Here is an 18,288-nt window from a genome sequence, read left to right as displayed (position 1 = left end):
AAAAGGTGGCAGGACCCAATAAAGGGCACCTGTCCACTATTTAACCCAATTGTTCAAAGAGCTTTTGTAGTTCTGAATTCAATTCATCTACAGCCACTTCGAATGATTCACCTGTATCTCTGCGTTTTACTTCAACGATGCCGTCTGCTGCCTTTTTACCAACAACAACGCGAAGCGGTACTCCGATTAAATCGGCATCCTTAAACTTCACTCCTGCTCGCTCTTTACGGTCGTCGTAAAGAACATCGTAACGCTCATTACGCAGCGTTTCATAGAGCCTGTCCGACAATTCTTTTTGATCATCATTTTTTACATTGACTGCAATAAGATGAACATGGAACGGCGTGACACCCATCGGCCAGTTGAGTCCGTTTTCGTCCGCATTTTGCTCTGCGATCGCTGCTAACGTACGAGAGATCCCGATTCCATAGCAACCCATGATGATCGGCTCAGCTTTTCCACCCTCGTTAAGATAATTCGCTCCCATCGCTTCGCTATATTTTGTACCTAATTTAAAGACTTGTCCAATTTCAATTCCTTCAGCAAAGACCACTTTGCCTTTTCCGTCTGGAGAAGGGTCGCCTTCTTGGATAAATCTTAAATCTTCATAGCGTTCGATGTTAAGGTCACGTTCAGGGTTCACATTATGATAAGGGTTACTACCATTAACGCTTCCGTTAACGATCGATTTGACCGCATTGTCAGCAATGACCGTGCCTTCGAATTCTCTTACATCGATCTCTTTATTTATTTTTTCTACAAGGTCTGTACCGAATAAGTTCTTCACTTTAATTTCATTAAGGTCATGGTCGCCTCTAACAAGAACGAGCAGCTCTTCATCGTTTACATTCAAAAGTGTTGCTTTCAGTTCACGATCAGGAGATGTTTCTTTTTCACCTTTAGCTAAAGCTTCTTCCGCTTCACTAGGCTTAACGTATTCGACTTTCACTTCTGCCATCTCGATGTTCGCTGCATAATCGGATTCATCGCTATACGCGATCGTATCTTCTCCAACGCTTGAGAGAGCCATAAACTCTTCTGTATCTTGTCCACCCATGGCCCCAGAATCTGCCACTACAGGACGGAAATTAAGTCCGAGTCTAGTAAAGATTTTGCTATAGGTTTTGTGCATAAGATCATACGCTTCATCTAATTGCTGTTCAGATGAATGGAAAGAATAAGCATCTTTCATGATGAACTCTCTACCTCTTAAAAGCCCAAAGCGAGGACGACGCTCATCTCGGTACTTTGTCTGAACTTGATAAAGAATAACCGGCATCTGCTTATAAGAGCTAAGCTCATCTCTGACAAGGCTCGTAATCAATTCTTCATGCGTTGCACCTAGTGCGAACGGTCTGTCATGACGATCTTTAAGCCTCATAAGCTCTGGTCCATAAACATCCCATCGACCTGTTTCTTGCCATAGTTCAGCTGGTTGAATAGCAGGCATAAGAAGCTCCTGTGCACCAGCCTCGTTCAATTCTTCTCGAACAACTTCTTCAATCTTCATCAATACTTTCTTACCTAAAGGAAGGTAAGAATAAATGCCTGCTGCATTCTGTCGTATAAAACCCGCTCGGACAAGCAGCTGATGACTTATTATCTCGGCATCAGCTGGGTTGTCTCTGAGGGTAGGATTAAAATAACTCGATTGTTTCATGACCTGCACCTCATTTCATTTAAAAGGACATCTGCCCCTACTTTCTTACAAAAAGAAACGTTGAATATCATTCCATGTTACAACGAGCATAAGTAACATGAGGAAAGAGAATCCAATAAAATGTACAAGACTTTCTTTTTGAGGGTCGATCGGCTTGCCTCTTAATGCTTCGACACCAATAAATAATAATCTTCCTCCATCTAGAGCAGGTAAAGGCAGGAGATTAAAGATTCCTAGGTTGATGCTTAGAAAAGCAGCCCATCTCATCAAAACGTACACACCTTTTGATGCCGCTTCTTCTGTATAGCTATAAATCCCAACTGGTCCAGAGAAAGCATCGATCGAAAGCTGACCTGTTACGAGCTGACCTAGACCTACAAAGATTGCTTTAGAGAATTCATAAGTAGATGTAAAACCAAAGGCAACTGAATCAAGGAAGTTCACTTGATATGCCGGTGCCACTCCGATTCGACCCACCGACTGATTCTCAGTCAACTCTTGCTTTTCGGGAGTTATTGAGAGTGATACTGCTTCTCCTTCACGATCCACGGTGAAACTTAGCTGGTTTTCTGCATTACCTTGAATGATCGAGGTCATTTTGTCCCAGCTCGTTATTTCAGTTCCGTTGATCTCAGTGATCACATCTCCATTCATCATACCTGCTTGCTCAGCGGGGCTTCCTTCAACAACCTCATTCACTTGATTCGTAGGTGTTCCTTGAAGCAAACCAAGTAGGAAGAAAATCACGATAGCAAGCAAAAAGTTCATGACTGGTCCAGCGAAAATAGCTAGGAAGCGATCCCAGAGAGACTTAGATCCGAATTGACGATCATATGGCGCAATCTGAAATTCAGATCCGTCCATCACGTAGTGTGACTGCTCATCAAGTGGATAGACGACCGCTGGTTCATCTTCACCTTCGTACCCTTTAATAAAAAGTTTGTGTTCTAAATCGGCTTCTTCAACCGTGATTTCTTTTAAGTTCGTATAAGCAGATTTCTGATTAATAACGATTTTTTCTATTTTGTTTTTGTTATTGAATAGCAAGCCTACGCGTTGACCGGGTTTTAATTCGATCATTTCCGGATCTTCTCCGGCCATTCGAACAAACCCACCAAGTGGCAATAGTCTTATCGTATATACCGTTTCACCTTTTTTAATCGTGAAAAGCTTCGGCCCAAATCCGATCGCGAATTCACGGCATAGAATTCCTGCACGTTTTGCAAGGAGCAAGTGACCCAGTTCATGGAAAAAGACCAGTGCTCCGAATATGATAATGATCGAAATCACAGTATTCATATCCACTTAACCACCTTTATTTAATTAATGACTGAACTCTCGATCGCGTATCAGAATCGATCTCAAGAATCTCTTCTAGCGATGCGTTCTGAATCGAATCGTGTTGTTCTAGCGCTTTTTCAACGAGCTCTTCAATCGTCAAGAAATCGATCTTGCTCTGGAGAAATGCAGCAACTGCCGTTTCGTTCGCAGCATTCAACACCGCTGGCATTGAGCCGCCGGTTCGACCAGCTTCATAAGCGAGTTTCAAACTACGGAAACGCTCGAAATCTACCTTTTCAAAGTGAAGCTTACCAACTTCCCATAAGTTTAACTTTTTTGCATTTCCCATTTCAAGCCGATCAGGATAGCTAAGTGCATATTGAATCGGAATTCTCATATCCGGAGTACCTAGATGAGCCATTACGCTTCCGTCTATGTACTCGACCATCGAGTGGATGATACTCTCTTTATGAAGCAGAACGTCGATCTGATCATAAGGAGTTCCAAATAACCAATGAGCTTCGATGACTTCTAGACCTTTGTTCATCATAGTCGCTGAATCAATCGTAATTTTTGCTCCCATTGACCAATTTGGATGATTTAGCGCATCTTCTACGCTGACACCTTGTAACTCTTTTCTTGTCTTGTCTCGAAAACTTCCTCCTGAAGCAGTAAGGATCAATCGGTCCATCTGATCGATCTTCTCTCCATTCAAACACTGAAATAGTGCTGAATGTTCGCTGTCTACAGGCAACAGAGCTGAGCCGTACTTTTTGGCTGCTTCCGTCACGAGATGTCCTGCAGTGACAAGTGTTTCTTTGTTTGCGATCGCAATCGTCTTACCTTGTTCGATTGCAGACAACGTTGGAGTAAGACCAATGCTTCCAAGAACCGCATTTACGAGGACGGTTGATTCCGGATGACACGCTACTTCAAGCAATCCTTCTTCCCCATAAACGATCTTCGTTTGTCTTGAAATACTTCTTCTCAAGCTTTCTGCGTCTTCCCTTAATTGAACCGATAGCAACTTAGGTTGGAATTCATCTACGATTTCAGCTGCTTTTTCGATGTTTCTACCTACTGAAACCGCAACGAGGGAAAACAACTCAGGGTGCATTCTTATGATATCAAGAGTCTGGGTACCAATGGACCCAGAAGCTCCCAGTAAGCTGATTTTTTTCAAACGATCTGTTCCTCCAATCCATTCTGTTGATCCAGTTGCACATTTATACCAGGTGTAGCAAATGTAGAATTGGGAGTACAAAGATCAGGCTATCAAACCGGTCTAATATCCCTCCGTGTCCTGGTAAAATGCTTCCAGAGTCTTTTACGCCATAATGACGTTTAAACGCCGACTCTACTAGATCACCAATCTGTCCAAAAACAGAGGTTAATACTGAGACGATAATCACGATAGAAATTGATTCATAGATCGGATAGATCATTTGAAACACAATTCCTACAATCAAAGCCATCCCTACTCCTCCGAGCGCACCTTCTACCGTTTTATTAGGAGATATATGCGGCCATAGCTTTTTCTTTCCTATTGCTCGACCAACAAAGTACGCTCCAGAGTCCGATGCCCATATTAAAAAGATGATGAAGAAGAGCTGGATCATGCCTTCTAAGCTTGTGTCTCCTAAATAACGCGTAGCTGTAAAATAATAAAAACCTAAACCGACATACAGTGACGCCATCAAAATAAAAGAACTTTCATCAAAACTATATTTATTCTTAGTAAGGACCGTCATTGCTAAAAGAATGAGCAGGCCGAAAAATAATAAGTCTATCTTTGTAAAAACAGAGGATGTGAGCGCAGCGATCCAATCTTCAGGCATGACTAGAATCCAGGTCCCGATAAGAGCCAGCAAACCAGGTAATGAAACGAGCGAGATCTTTTTCATCAACAATAGCTCGACCATTCCAACAGTAGCTACCAGCGTCATTAAAATAATAAAAGGCCAGTCCCCTACAATGATCATACCTAATAGTAATACGCCAAAAATCACACCAGTAATAATACGTTGCTTCATAACGCTAATGTCCTCCTACAATTAAACCCCGCCATAGCGGCGACCACGTCGCTGATACTCTTGTACAGCCTCAACAAAATGATGCTCTGTAAAGTCGGGCCATAGTACCTCTGTAAACCAGAGTTCAGTATAAGCTAGTTGCCATAGCATGAAATTGCTGAGACGAATTTCCCCGCTTGTCCGAATCAACAGGTCAGGATCTGGGTATTGGCTACTTAGAAGATAGGAGGAAATCTTTTCCTCGGATATCTCATCTTCAGACAGTATCCCCTTTTGTACGTCGCTTAATAACCGCTGCATCGCAGTCTTCATTTCATGACGACTTCCATAGTTCAATGCGAAATTCAAAATAAGTCCGGTATTGTCTTTCGTATCTTCGACTGCCTTCGAAATTGCTTTAAATGTATGAGAAGGCAATTGTTCTCGCTCCCCCATTATTCGAACTTGTACATTCTGCTCGATTAGTTCTGGCAGATGACTTAATAAAAACTGTTCAGGGAGCTTCATCAAGAAGTCTACTTCTTCTTTTGGCCGCTTCCAATTCTCGGTTGAGAAGGCGTATAGCGTTAAATAGTTAACACCGATGTCATTTGCTTTCCTGACGATTTTCTTAACTACTTTAACTCCTTCGCGATGCCCCGCCACTCGTGGCAGGCCACGCTTCTTCGCCCAGCGTCCATTGCCATCCATTATGATCGCAATATGCCTTGGAATATTAGCAGATGTGTTAATGTCTAAATGTTCTTCATCTTCATTCTTTCTCATCCAGTTTGAGAACTTCCCAAGCATTGCAAATCCTCCATTGTGTCACTTACTTAACAAAAAAACCCCCTGTGGGAAAAGAGGGTCCTTTTATTATCTTATTTTACCTGTTATTGAATTAGACTTCCATGATTTCTTTTTCTTTGTCTGATGCAATGCTATCTGCTTCAGCAACGAACTTATCAGTAAGCTTTTGTACTTCATCGGTTTTGCGGCGAAGCTCATCTTCTGTGATGTCGCCATCTTTTTCCTTCTTCTTTAACTCGTCGTTTGCATCACGACGGATGTTTCGGATAACGACCTTACCATCCTCAGCATACTTCTTAACGAATTTCACAAGCTCTTTACGACGCTCTTCAGTAAGGGCGGGGATCGTAATACGAATCACGTTTCCGTCGTTAGATGGAGTAAGACCAAGATCTGATTTCAAGATCGCTTTCTCGATATCACCGATCGCTGACTTGTCATAAGGCTGGATAAGAAGCATACGAGCTTCTGGAACAGAGATTCCTGCAAGTTGGTTTACAGGAGTCGGAGCGCCATAGTAGTCAACTTGGATTTTGTCGAGTAGAGAAGCGTTAGCTCTTCCTGCTCTTAGTGTAGCTAGCTCTTTTCTTAAGCTAGAAATTCCGTTCTTCATACGTTCTTCAGCGTTTTTCAAGATTTCTTCTGGCATCTTAATTTCTCCCCTTTACAACTGTTCCGATTTCTTCGCCACAAACGGCGCGCTTGATGTTACCTTCTTCCATAATGGAGAAGACGACAAGTGGAATATCATTATCCATACAAAGTGAAGAAGCAGTAGAATCCATTACTGCAAGACCTTCTTTAAGTACATCGAGATATGATAGAGTTTCATATTTTTTCGCTGTTGCGTCAACAGTAGGATCTGCTGAGTACACACCATCTACATTGTTTTTCGCCATTAAGATTACGTCAGCCTCGATCTCAGCTGCACGTAGTGCCGCAGTTGTATCTGTAGAGAAGTAAGGGTTCCCTGTACCTGCTGCAAAGATTACAACGCGTTTTTTCTCAAGATGGCGAATTGCTTTACGACGAATATAAGGTTCTGCTACCTCTTTCATCTCGATCGACGTCTGAACTCTCGTTTCAACGCCCAACGTCTCAAGGCTATCTTGCATCGCTAGAGAATTCATCACTGTTGCAAGCATACCCATATAATCTGCAGTAGCGCGGTCCATGCCCATCTCGCTACCGACTTTACCACGCCAGATATTGCCACCGCCTACAACGACTGCAACTTCTACACCCATTTCATGGATTTCTTTGATTTGGGATGCAATCGACTGAACGATGGAAGGTGATATACCAAGTCCTTCTCCACCTGATAATGCTTCACCGCTTAATTTTAACACAACGCGTTCATACTTGGCTCCGCTCATATTAACCCTCCAGCATGTTTATTCTATCCTTTTTCTTGAAAAATAGGGAACACATCGTGTTCCCTACCTGTATTACTTCTTCACTTGAGACATAACTTCTTCAGCGAAGTTATCTTCGCGTTTTTCCATGCCTTCTCCAACTTCATAGCGGATGAATCCTTTTACAGAACCACCTTTAGATTCAACGTACTTGCCAACCTTTTGGTCAGTATCTTTAACGAATGCTTGGTCAACTAGAGAAATTTCTTCGAAGAACTTGCCAAGACGGCCTTCTACCATCTTCTCAACGATCTTTTCAGGTTTTCCTTCGTTAAGAGCTTGTTGCTTTAGCACTTCACGCTCACGTTCAACTTCTTCAGCTGGGATCTCATCACGAGAAACGAAACGAGGGTTAACAGCTGCAGCGTGCATAGCAACGTCTTTTGCAACTTCTTCGTCAGTTGTTCCTTCTAGAAGAGTCAATACGCCGATGCGGCCACCCATGTGTAGGTAAGAACCGAATGCGTCAGCATCCGTTTTCTCAACGATTTGGAAGCGACGTAGAGAAATCTTTTCACCAATCTTAGCGATTGCATTGTTCAAGAATTCTGTAACAGTTTGTCCGTTTTCCATCTTGCTTTCAAGAGCTGCTTCTACAGACTCAGGGTTTGTCTTAAGAATGTGAGTAGCGATGTCGTTGATCAACACTTTGAAGTTATCGTTCTTCGCAACGAAGTCAGTTTCAGAGTTGATTTCAGCGATTACTGCTTTGTTACCTTCAACTGCGATAGCTGCAAGACCTTCTGCTGCCACGCGATCAGCTTTCTTAGCTGCTTTAGAGATCCCTTTTTCACGTAGCCAGTCGATTGCCTTGTCCATGTCACCGTCGTTTTCAGTTAGTGCCTTTTTGCAATCCATCATACCTGCGCCAGTTTGGTCGCGCAATTCTTTTACCATTTTAGCTGTTACTGCCATTAGAAATTCCTCCTTGGATTATGATATGTAAACATACTCTGTTGGTTAAAAAAAGGTGATAAAGGGGTAGAGTTCCCCTTTATCACCCCTTTGTGTTCTTATACAGATGTTTCTTCAGTTTCAACTGCTTCAGCTTCTGCCTCTTCTTCTTCTACTTTGCTAACTTCGATAACAGCGTCAGCCATTTTAGCAGTAAGAAGTTTAACAGCGCGGATCGCGTCGTCGTTACCAGGGATCACATAATCTACTTCATCAGGATCACAGTTAGTATCAACAATTGCAACGATCGGAATGTTAAGCTTACGCGCTTCCGCAATTGCAATACGCTCTTTACGAGGGTCGATAACAAACAATGCGTCCGGAATACCGTTCATATCCTTGATACCACCAAGGAATCTTTCTAGACGGTCCATTTCCTTCTTAAGAAGAATAACTTCTTTCTTAGGAAGTACATCGAACGTGCCATCTTCTTGCATCTTTTCAAGACTCTTAAGACGGTTGATACGCTTTTGAATTGTTTCAAAGTTCGTAAGCGTTCCACCCAACCAACGTTGGTTGATGTAGTATTGACCAGCACGGATCGCTTCATCTTTAACAGATTCTTGCGCCTGCTTTTTCGTTCCTACAAAAAGAACTTTACCGCCGTCTTGTGCGATTTCACGTACAAAGTTGAATGCTTCTTCAACTTTCTTCACTGTTTTTTGAAGGTCGATAATGTAGATACCGTTTCTTTCAGTGAAGATGTAAGGTTTCATTTTTGGGTTCCAACGACGAGTTTGGTGTCCGAAGTGTACCCCAGCTTCTAGAAGCTGTTTCATAGAGATAACTGCCATGATAAATCCTCCTAATGGTTTTTTAGCCTCCGCTTGCATCGCTTTCGGGAAAAACTGCGAACGCAGCACCATTTCCCAAATCAACAAGCGTGTGTGTTTAACACCGTTGATTAATATACCATATTGTTTTCTCTGCCGCAAGTTAGAAATCTAAAATTCCGCTTATGACCTAGTAAGTTCTTACTAATAAGCACTTTAAATACGAATGGTGAGGTTTTCACAAAGAAAAAAACTGCCGAGAAATCTCGGCAGTCGGTACATTCACGTAATACTATTGCGTCTTAAGTTTTGATAATTCAACGAGGAATTTATCATTAAGAACTTTAATATACGTTCCTTTCATACCTAGAGAACGAGATTCAATTACACCAGCACTTTCAAGCTTTCTAAGTGCGTTAACGATAACCGAACGCGTGATGCCTACTCTATCAGCAATTTTACTAGCAACTAGTAAACCTTCGTTACCTTCTAGTTCTTCGAAGATATGCTCGATCGCTTCGAGTTCACTATAAGATAGCGACGAAATCGCCATTTGAACGACCGCTTTGTTTCTAGCTTCTTCTTCAATTTCTTCTGCTTTCTCATGCAGAATCTCCATACCTACAACTGTAGCACCATATTCTGCAAGTAGAAGGTCGTCGTTAGAGAACGAATCGCTTAGACGAGAAAGAATCAGTGTTCCAAGACGCTCTCCTCCACCAACGATCGGTACGATCGTAGTTAAGCCTTTTTCAAATAGGTCACGGTTTTCAACTGGAAAAGCAGTGTACTCACTCGTAATATCAAGGTTAGAAGATGTTTCATTAATGTTAAATAGATTCTGAGTGTACTCCTCAGGGAATTGTCTTTCAGAGAACATTTTCTTCATGCGCTCATTTTCGATCTCCTGGTTAATCGCGATCCCTAACAGCTTTCCTCTACGGCTAACCACATATACGTTAGCAAGAATCACGTCACGAAGCGTTTCTGCCATGTCTGTGAAATTTACCGGTCCTTCTGATTTCTGTAGCATTCCATTAATCTTTCTTGTTTTCTCAAGTAAGTTCATCTTTTTGTCCTCCTGCATGTGTTATAAGATATATTGACTTAAGTCACGATTCTTAGCTATAGTCGCTAATTTTTCATCAACGTATTCTGGTGTGATCGTAATACTTTCCAAATTGATATCGGGCGCTTCGAAAGATAGATCTTCTAATAGTTTCTCGAGAATCGTGTGAAGTCTTCTAGCTCCGATATTATCTGTGTCCTGATTTACGTCTGCTGCAATTGTTGCAATTTTATAAATAGCATCGTCAGAGAATTCAACTTTAATACCTTCAGTTTCCAATAATGCTGTGTATTGCTTCACAAGTGCATTATCAGGTTCTGTTAAAATTCGTTTAAAGTCATCGACTGTCAAGCTCGATAACTCAACACGAATAGGGAACCTTCCCTGCAATTCTGGTATAAGGTCTGATGGTTTAGCCATATGGAAAGCACCAGCCGCAACGAATAAGATATGATCGGTTTTTACTGGACCATATTTCGTTGTTACCGTTGAACCTTCAACGATCGGTAAGACGTCACGCTGGACCCCTTCGCGTGAAACATCGGCGGATTGTTGACTCTTACCAGCTACCTTATCAATTTCATCAATAAAAATGATACCCGTTTGTTCTGTCTTCGAAACAGCATCCTGGGATACTTCATCCATATCGATTAACTTAGCAGCTTCATCTTGAGTCAAGACCTTCCTTGCTTCAGCTACGGAAAGCTTTCGCTTCTTTTTCTTCTTTGGCATGATGTTTCCTAGCATGTCTTGCATGTTCATTCCCATTTGCTCCATGCCGGAACCTTGGAACATATCCATCATCGATTGATTCTGCTCTTCTACTTCAACAGTAATCATTCTGTCTTCTAATTCACCAAGCGCTAGCTGATGCGCGATCTGTCTTCTCTTCGTAGCGATTGTTTGGTCTTCAGAAGTCTGTTGATCACTCGTGTCATCTTGCCCTTGATTACCAAAGAACATTTCGAGTGGGTTTTTGTACTGAGATTGTTTTTTTGCAGAAGGTACGAGCAGCTCAACGATTCGTTTATTTGCATTTTCCTCTGCTTTATCTTTTACCTGATCCATCCGCTCTTCCTTCACGATACGGATCGAGGTTTCAACGAGATCTCTTACCATCGATTCTACATCTCTACCTACATACCCTACTTCAGTAAACTTCGTTGCTTCAACTTTAATAAATGGCGCATTAACAAGCTTCGCAAGGCGTCTAGCTATCTCGGTCTTACCAACACCAGTAGGTCCGATCATCAAGATGTTTTTCGGATTCACTTCATCTCTTAACTTATCGCTTAGAAGGCCTCTGCGGTATCGATTTCTTAGCGCAACAGCTACGGCTTTCTTAGCATCGTTTTGACCTACAATATATTGGTCGAGTTTTTCTACGATTTGGCGAGGTGTTAACGGATTAGACATATGATCGCCTCCAAGGTTACAAAATTTATCTTATAAGGATTCTACGATTATCTGATCATTTGTATAAACACAAATTTCTGCAGCAATCTGCATCGAAGCTTTTGCGATTTCTTCAGCGCTTTTCCCTTCACTATATCGCTTCAGCGCCCTTCCTGCTGAGAGAGCATAATTGGACCCAGAACCGATTGAGAGAATGCCATCGTCAGGCTCGATCACTTCACCCGTTCCTGAGATGAGCAGCAACTGTTCCTTGTTCATTACGATCAGCATTGCTTCAAGTTTTCGTAACACACGGTCGCTTCTCCATTCTTTCGCAAGTTCGACCGCTGCTCTCTGGAGGTTACCTCCAAATTCTTCGAGCTTTCCTTCAAACTTTTCAAAAAGAGTAAACGCATCGGCCACAGAACCAGCAAAGCCTGCCACGACTTTCCCATGGAAAAGTCTTCTTACTTTTTTTGCAGTATGCTTCATAACAACTGCATTTCCGAACGTTACTTGGCCGTCGCCAGCCATTGCACATCCTCCATTATGTTGAATTGCAAATATAGTGGTTGCGTGAAAGTCTCCCATAAGTTCCTCCTCCCGAGCATTCAAGCTCTTGGATGATGGTTCATATATATATTTCGCAATCGATCGCCTGTCACATGGGTGTAGATTTGAGTCGTTGAAAGGTTCGCATGGCCTAACAGCTCTTGGACAGACCGAAGATCAGCCCCTTCATTCAACAGGTGAGTTGCAAAGGTATGCCTCATGACATGTGGACTGATATGTACATGCATCGAAGCTTCTTCAACAATACGATTTAAAATCGTTCTGACGCCACGAGCTGTTAACCTTGCACCTCGAAAGTTTAAGAAAAGAGCTCTCGTAGAGTCTTTGTCTTTCGGAATAAGCTGCCTTCTTCCATCGTCCATGTAATTTTTAATTGCATCGATTGCAAAACTCCCGATCGGGACATACCGCTCTTTACGACCTTTTCCAATTACAAAGATCGTTCCGATAGAAAAATCGATATCTTCTATATCAAGTGCTACACATTCACTCACACGAATGCCACAGCCATAAAGAACTTCGAGTAACGCTTTATCTCGCTGACCAAGTGCAGTCGTTACATCCGGAGCATCGAAGAGCTTATCTAACTCCTGTGTGTACAAAAACTGCGGAAGTCGCTTCTCTTGTTTAGGAAGTGAACTCATCGTAAACGGATTAACCTCTAAAACTTCCTCTCTTAAAAGAAAACGATAAAGGCTACGTAACGTTGATATTTTCCTAGCAGCCGTTTTTCTTGCAAATCCTTGCTCATGCAATTGAGTTAGGTAAATCCTAACATCTGCATAAGAAACAGCAGCAAAGACATCGAGAGTCTGCTGCTTCATGAAGTTCTGAAAATGTTCGATATCCTGCAAATAACTAGAGATCGTATGAGGTGAACAGTTCTTTTCAATCTGCAAATACTCTGAGAAAGACTGAACAAGCCTCTTTTGATTATTATCCATCCTTTATCACCTCAAAAGGCTTCTAAATCGTATCACAATTTAGAAGCCTAAGCAATAGAAATTTACAATATTTTTTTAAAATTCTGAATTGTTTCCAATGCGCGATTAGCGATTGCTTCATTGCGTTCTTTTTTGTTCTTAATCCTGTTCTCTAACGGTGGAAACAGACCAAAGTTAGCGTTCATCGGTTGGAAGTTGTCCGGGTTCGCAGTAGTGATATAGTTAGCTAAGCTTCCTAGAGCCGTTTGCTCAGGGAACACCACTGTTTCTTCTCCGTCCATCAATCTCGCAGCGTTAAATCCTGCAATGAGTCCTGCAGCTGCAGATTCTACATAACCTTCTACTCCAGTCATCTGACCAGCGAAGAATAAATCATCTCGATCTCTATATTGATAAGTTGGCTTCAGTAGATTCGGTGAGTTGATAAACGTGTTTCGGTGCATAACACCATAGCGTACGATATCAGCATTTTCTAGACCAGGAATCATTCGGATCACTTCTTTTTGAGGTCCCCACTTCAGATGAGTTTGAAAACCAACGATGTTATAAAGTGTCCCTGAGGAATTATCCTGTCGCAGCTGCACTACTGCGTAAGGACGCTTTCCTGTTTTAGGATCTTCAAGTCCAACTGGCTTGAGTGGACCGAACGTCATCGTTTTCTTCCCTCTTTGTGCCATGACTTCGATCGGCATACACCCTTCGAAAAAGATTTCTTTTTCAAATTCTTTCAAAGGTACCGTTTCTGCTGAAATGAGAGCTTCATAGAAACGGTTGAACTCTTCTTCAGTCATCGGACAGTTTAAATAAGCAGCCTCACCTTTATCATAACGAGACTTCTTGTACACTTTATCCATGTCGATGCTCTCCGTTTCGATTATCGGAGCTGCTGCATCATAGAAATACAAGTACTCTTCACCCGTTAGTGCTTTAAGCTGATCTGATAGATCTTTTGAAGTGAGTGGTCCAGTTGCAATAATTGCAGGACCTTCTGGAATCGTTGTGAATTCATCAGTAAAAACCGTTACGTTTGGATGTCCTTTTACATATTCCGTTACTTTCGCTGCAAATTCATGTCGGTCGACAGCTAATGCACCACCAGCAGGTACTGCACACTCATCCGCTGCTTTGATGATGACAGAATCCATCTCACGCATTTCTTCCTTCAATACACCAACGGCATTCGTTAATGTATTCGCACGAAGTGAGTTACTGCAAACGAGCTCAGCGAACTTATCCGTATGATGAGCAGGCGTTTGCTTTTTTGGTCTCATCTCATAAAGATGTACATTGATTCCTCGCTTGGCTAGCTGCCAGGCCGCTTCACTTCCAGCGAGCCCAGCACCAATCACCGTCACGTGATTACTCATTACAAAAACCCCTTACTAGTTTTCTTCTTCAACGAAATCACAGTTCACACACTTGATTTCTTTTTTCTTCTTCGTTTTCTTTTCGACAAGCATATCTCCACATTTTGGGCATGGACGCTTGATCGGCTTATCCCAAGAAAGGAAGTCGCATTCAGGAAAACGGTCGCATCCATAGAATAGACGATTCTTTTTGCTTTTTCGTTCTACGATGTTTCCTTCCTTACATTTCGGACAGTCGACACCGATCTCTTTCAAGATTGGTTTCGTGTTTCGGCAATCTGGGAAATTAGAGCACGCCATGAATTTTCCGTAGCGCCCCATTTTGATAACCATCGGCGATCCGCATTTTTCGCAGTCCTCACCGGCTGGCTCATCTTTTATCTCAACTTCCTTCATTTCCTCTTCTGCGACTTTCAATCGCTTATCGAAGTTCTGATAAAATTCATCGATTACAGAAATCCATTCTGCCCCTCCATCCTCAACTTTGTCAAGGTCATTTTCAAGAGCAGCTGTAAATTCGATGTTAATAATGTCTTCGAAGAACTCCAGAATGAGCTCTAGCACAATTTCACCTAGCTCAGTTGGAACGAATTTACGATCCTCTAACGCAACGTAGCCTCTTCGTTGAATCGTATCGAGAGTTGGTGCGTACGTTGAAGGTCTTCCTATACCTAGCTCTTCCATCGTTTTTACGAGTCGTGCCTCGGAATAACGTGGAGGTGGTTGAGTGAAGTGCTGAGTAGGATCGATTTCCGTCGAAGCTACATCCATTCCCTCTTCTAAATCAGGAAGCATCTTATCTTCTTCTTTTTTGTTATCGTCGTTCCCTTCTACATACACCTTCATAAAGCCTTTGAACTTTACTTTCGATCCTGTAGCTCGGAACGTAGCGCCATTATTATCGAGATCGACGCTCATCGTGTCCATGATCGCAGGAGCCATTTGACTCGCGACGAAACGCTCCCAAATCAATCGGTATAAACGAAGTTGGTCGCGCTTTAAATAGGCTTTCATTTCAGTTGGATTTCTCATCACAGAAGTAGGTCTTACAGCTTCGTGTGCATCTTGAGATTTACCAGATTGTTTCTTGGAAGGTTTTTTAGTCGATAAGTACTCTTGACCATACTTACCTTCGATGTATTCACTCGCTTCTGCTTTAGCAGTTTCAGAAATTCTCGTAGAATCCGTTCTCATATACGTGATTAAACCAACTGTACCCTGTTTCCCTAACTCGATTCCTTCGTATAGCTGCTGAGCGAGCATCATCGTCTTCTTAGCTCTGAAGTTAAGCTTTCTCGCAGCTTCCTGTTGAAGGGATGACGTCGTGAACGGTTGTGCAGGGTTTCGCTTCCGTTCCTTCTTTTGAACGGACTGTATACGGAACTGATCCCCTTCGATTCGATTCAATATGTTATCAACATCTTCACGAGATGAAAGGTCCGTTTTCTTTCCTTCTATACCGTAGAACCCAGCTTCAAACTGTTCGCCGTCTTTCTCAAAAGCAGCTTTAATCTTCCAATATTCTTCAGCCTGGAAGTTTTGTATTTCTTTTTCTCTTTCAACGATCAACCGAACCGCTACCGTTTGAACTCTTCCTGCGCTTAATCCTTTTTTCACTTTCTTCCAAAGTAAAGGGCTGATATTGTAACCAACGAGTCGGTCCAATACTCTTCGCGCTTGTTGAGCATCTACTAAGTCCATGTTGATTGCTCGAGGTCGTTTAAACGCATCTTTCACTGCATCTTTCGTAATTTCATTAAATACTACTCTGCATTCTTTGTCTTCATGAATTTTTAAGCTATGTGCTAAATGCCATGCAATCGCTTCCCCTTCGCGATCGGGGTCGGCCGCTAGATAAACTTTCTTTGCCTTCTTTGCAGCATCTTTAATTTCTTTAAGCACAGGCCCTTTCCCGCGTATTGTTATATATTTAGGAGCATAGTTGTTTTCTACATCAACGCCCATCTGACTTCTGGGTAAGTCGATCACATGACCCATCGATGCTTTCACCTTATACTTCTTTCCTAAATATTTTTCAATTGTTTTTGCTTTAGCGGGAGATTCAACAATAACTAGATAATCTGCCACAGTAAGTTTCCTCCCCCCATTGAGGTAATTTTAAAATCTTCACCATTATTAAATATTCAAAACTCTTTTGTCAAATAGTGCTAGCTACTTTTTCTTCAAATTCACTGTATTCAGCCAGTATATCTTCACCTTTTAATATAAGTTTTGCTCCCTGCTGAATCAATCGATTCGTACCTTCAGAACCCACGTCTGTCAACCTTCCAGGCAAACAAAAGACGTCGCGTCCCTGGTCGATCGCCTGGTCTGCTGTTATGAGAGAGCCACTTTTCTTTTTCGCTTCGACAACGAGGGTACCTTTTGATAAGCCGCTGATGATGCGGTTTCTCTCAGGGAACTGTTTTCGATCTGGAAAACGGTGAGGAGGGTACTCGGATAAAAGCAACCCTTCCTTCGCAATCGTTGCTGCAAGCTCTATGTTTTCTTTAGGATAAATATGTTTGAATCCAGAACCTAGTACTGCTATCGTTCCTGACTGGAGTGCAAGACGATGGGCGAGTGTATCGATCCCCCGCGCTAGTCCACTCACCACTGTCACATTATGTTGAAAGATCGGGTTTAAGACGATCTTCATCGTATCTTCAGCATGTGATGAAGGGTTTCTCGTTCCAACTACACTTAAGCAAGGAGTATTCAAAAGTTGAACCTTGCCCATGCAATAAACAACCCATGGTGCATCATAAATATGCTTTAGACTTTCTGGGTATGCTTCATCGAACCGTGTGATCACTTTCATTTCTCTAATCCCATTTGTTTTCCACGGTTTCGTTACATGCAGGTCCTGGTAAAACCGCGATGCGGACTGAAAATCAAGGTTAAAGTTCATTAAGTCAACAGCAGACATATCATATATGCTTTGAAGCGTGGGGTCAAATGTTAACAGTGATCGAATAACTTTCCAATTTGCGCCTTCACAGTGGTGTAGTTGGATCAATCGGCTTCTCAATGTCCTCACTACCATTCTCTCCAATCAAGGAATCTTTCATATTTTTATGTATAAGAGAAATAGCTCCCGACCGGGAGCTATTGCCTTTACGCTTTATGTGTTGTGCATTTCTCTAGTAAGTCTTTTTCCTTCAAAACCGAAATCAGTGTATCACCCATTACGGCAGGGGTAGGAGCAACTTTGATGCCCGCTGATTCCATCGTTTTGATCTTCTCTTCAGCAGTACCCTTACCGCCAGAAATGATCGCACCAGCATGGCCCATGCGCTTCCCTGGAGGTGCCGTTTGACCACCGATAAAGCCAACAACAGGCTTCGTCATGTTTGCTTTGACCCACTCTGCTGCTTCTTCTTCAGCTGTACCACCGATTTCTCCGATCATGATAACTGCATACGTATCTTCATCTTCATTGAATGCTTTCAATACATCGATAAAGTTCGTACCGTTAACCGGGTCACCACCGATACCTACTGCAGTAGATTGTCCGATACCTTGTTCAGATAGTTGGTGTACAGCTTCATACGTCAACGTACCAGAACGGGAGACAACACCGACGTGACCTTTTTTATGGATGTATCCAGGCATGATACCGATCTTGCACTCGTCAGGAGTGATGACCCCTGGACAGTTTGGTCCTACAAGACGGGTTTTCTTCCCTTCCATATAACGACTTACTTTTACCATATCGATTACAGGAATACCTTCAGTAATACAGATCGCGATATCGAGTTCAGCGTCGACAGCTTCCATGATCGCATCAGCTGCAAATGCAGGTGGAACATAGATTACTGACGCTGTAGCACCTGTTGATTTAACAGCTTGCTCAACCGTGTTGAAAACCGGAACGCCTTCGATCTCTGTTCCGCCTTTTCCAGGTGTCACTCCGCCGACAATCTTAGTACCATACTCTAGCATTTGCTGTGTATGAAATAATCCAACTGAACCGGTGATACCTTGAACGATAACTTTTGTATCTTTATTAATGTAAACGCTCATTCCTAGTCC

General features: G+C 42.4%; 17 protein-coding genes. All 17 read right to left on the bottom strand.

Annotation, left to right across the window (positions count from 1 at the left end):
- Positions 1 to 40 precede the first annotated feature (40 nt).
- Entirely contained in the window at positions 41 to 1,660 is a 1,620-nt protein-coding gene (locus ACXAHI_RS01780; RefSeq protein WP_474845474.1) for a proline--tRNA ligase, read from the bottom strand.
- 45 nt (positions 1,661 to 1,705) lie between these two features.
- A complete protein-coding gene (gene rseP / locus ACXAHI_RS01775) occupies positions 1,706 to 2,959 on the bottom strand; it encodes an RIP metalloprotease RseP (RefSeq protein ID WP_474845472.1) in 1,254 nt (417 codons plus the stop codon).
- A gap of 16 nt (positions 2,960 to 2,975) precedes the next feature.
- Positions 2,976 to 4,124: a 1-deoxy-D-xylulose-5-phosphate reductoisomerase gene (locus tag ACXAHI_RS01770; RefSeq protein ID WP_474845470.1), complete on the bottom strand. Its 1,149-nt coding sequence runs from the start codon at positions 4,122 to 4,124 to the stop codon at positions 2,976 to 2,978.
- Between the two features lie 43 nt (positions 4,125 to 4,167).
- Positions 4,168 to 4,974, bottom strand: a complete 807-nt coding sequence (locus tag ACXAHI_RS01765) for a phosphatidate cytidylyltransferase (protein ID WP_474845468.1) — start codon at positions 4,972 to 4,974, stop codon at positions 4,168 to 4,170.
- Positions 4,975 to 4,995: 21 nt separating this feature from the next.
- On the bottom strand, positions 4,996 to 5,763 hold the full coding sequence (locus tag ACXAHI_RS01760) for an isoprenyl transferase (RefSeq protein ID WP_404800816.1): 768 nt from the start codon (positions 5,761 to 5,763) through the stop codon (positions 4,996 to 4,998).
- A 91-nt stretch (positions 5,764 to 5,854) separates the two neighbouring features.
- Complete coding sequence (gene frr / locus ACXAHI_RS01755) at positions 5,855 to 6,376, bottom strand: ribosome recycling factor (protein WP_442865188.1); 522 nt, start codon at positions 6,374 to 6,376, stop codon at positions 5,855 to 5,857.
- A 37-nt stretch (positions 6,377 to 6,413) separates the two neighbouring features.
- The gene (gene pyrH, locus ACXAHI_RS01750; RefSeq protein WP_270181861.1) at positions 6,414 to 7,139 is read right to left on the bottom strand and encodes a UMP kinase; all 726 of its coding nucleotides are present in this window, start codon (positions 7,137 to 7,139) and stop codon (positions 6,414 to 6,416) included.
- 72 nt (positions 7,140 to 7,211) lie between these two features.
- Positions 7,212 to 8,093 (bottom strand): translation elongation factor Ts, encoded by an 882-nt coding sequence (gene tsf, locus ACXAHI_RS01745; protein WP_474845466.1) that lies wholly within the window; start codon positions 8,091 to 8,093, stop codon positions 7,212 to 7,214.
- A gap of 98 nt (positions 8,094 to 8,191) precedes the next feature.
- Positions 8,192 to 8,926 (bottom strand): 30S ribosomal protein S2, encoded by a 735-nt coding sequence (rpsB, locus tag ACXAHI_RS01740; RefSeq protein ID WP_224882129.1) that lies wholly within the window; start codon positions 8,924 to 8,926, stop codon positions 8,192 to 8,194.
- Positions 8,927 to 9,197: 271 nt separating this feature from the next.
- Complete coding sequence (gene codY / locus ACXAHI_RS01735; RefSeq protein WP_224882127.1) at positions 9,198 to 9,974, bottom strand: GTP-sensing pleiotropic transcriptional regulator CodY; 777 nt, start codon at positions 9,972 to 9,974, stop codon at positions 9,198 to 9,200.
- A gap of 21 nt (positions 9,975 to 9,995) precedes the next feature.
- On the bottom strand, positions 9,996 to 11,390 hold the full coding sequence (gene hslU / locus ACXAHI_RS01730) for an HslU--HslV peptidase ATPase subunit (RefSeq protein WP_474845464.1): 1,395 nt from the start codon (positions 11,388 to 11,390) through the stop codon (positions 9,996 to 9,998).
- Positions 11,391 to 11,420: 30 nt separating this feature from the next.
- Complete coding sequence (gene hslV, locus ACXAHI_RS01725) at positions 11,421 to 11,960, bottom strand: ATP-dependent protease subunit HslV (RefSeq protein WP_270181858.1); 540 nt, start codon at positions 11,958 to 11,960, stop codon at positions 11,421 to 11,423.
- A 20-nt stretch (positions 11,961 to 11,980) separates the two neighbouring features.
- Positions 11,981 to 12,886, bottom strand: coding sequence for a tyrosine recombinase XerC (gene xerC / locus ACXAHI_RS01720; protein ID WP_474812094.1), 906 nt, complete (start codon positions 12,884 to 12,886; stop codon positions 11,981 to 11,983).
- Between the two features lie 62 nt (positions 12,887 to 12,948).
- Entirely contained in the window at positions 12,949 to 14,253 is a 1,305-nt protein-coding gene (gene trmFO, locus ACXAHI_RS01715; RefSeq protein WP_474845462.1) for an FADH(2)-oxidizing methylenetetrahydrofolate--tRNA-(uracil(54)-C(5))-methyltransferase TrmFO, read from the bottom strand.
- A gap of 15 nt (positions 14,254 to 14,268) precedes the next feature.
- Positions 14,269 to 16,341, bottom strand: a complete 2,073-nt coding sequence (topA, locus tag ACXAHI_RS01710) for a type I DNA topoisomerase (protein ID WP_474831756.1) — start codon at positions 16,339 to 16,341, stop codon at positions 14,269 to 14,271.
- A 70-nt stretch (positions 16,342 to 16,411) separates the two neighbouring features.
- Entirely contained in the window at positions 16,412 to 17,293 is an 882-nt protein-coding gene (dprA, locus tag ACXAHI_RS01705; protein ID WP_474845460.1) for a DNA-processing protein DprA, read from the bottom strand.
- Between the two features lie 77 nt (positions 17,294 to 17,370).
- Positions 17,371 to 18,279 carry a succinate--CoA ligase subunit alpha gene (gene sucD, locus ACXAHI_RS01700; RefSeq protein ID WP_270181853.1) on the bottom strand — a complete coding sequence of 303 codons (909 nt, stop codon included), beginning with the start codon at positions 18,277 to 18,279 and terminating at the stop codon, positions 17,371 to 17,373.
- Between the last annotated feature and the right edge of the window lie 9 nt (positions 18,280 to 18,288).

Source organism: Anaerobacillus sp. ABD4_527 (assembly GCF_056160805.1).
Note: the sequence above shows the minus strand (reverse complement) of the source record. Positions and strands in the feature narration are given on the sequence as shown.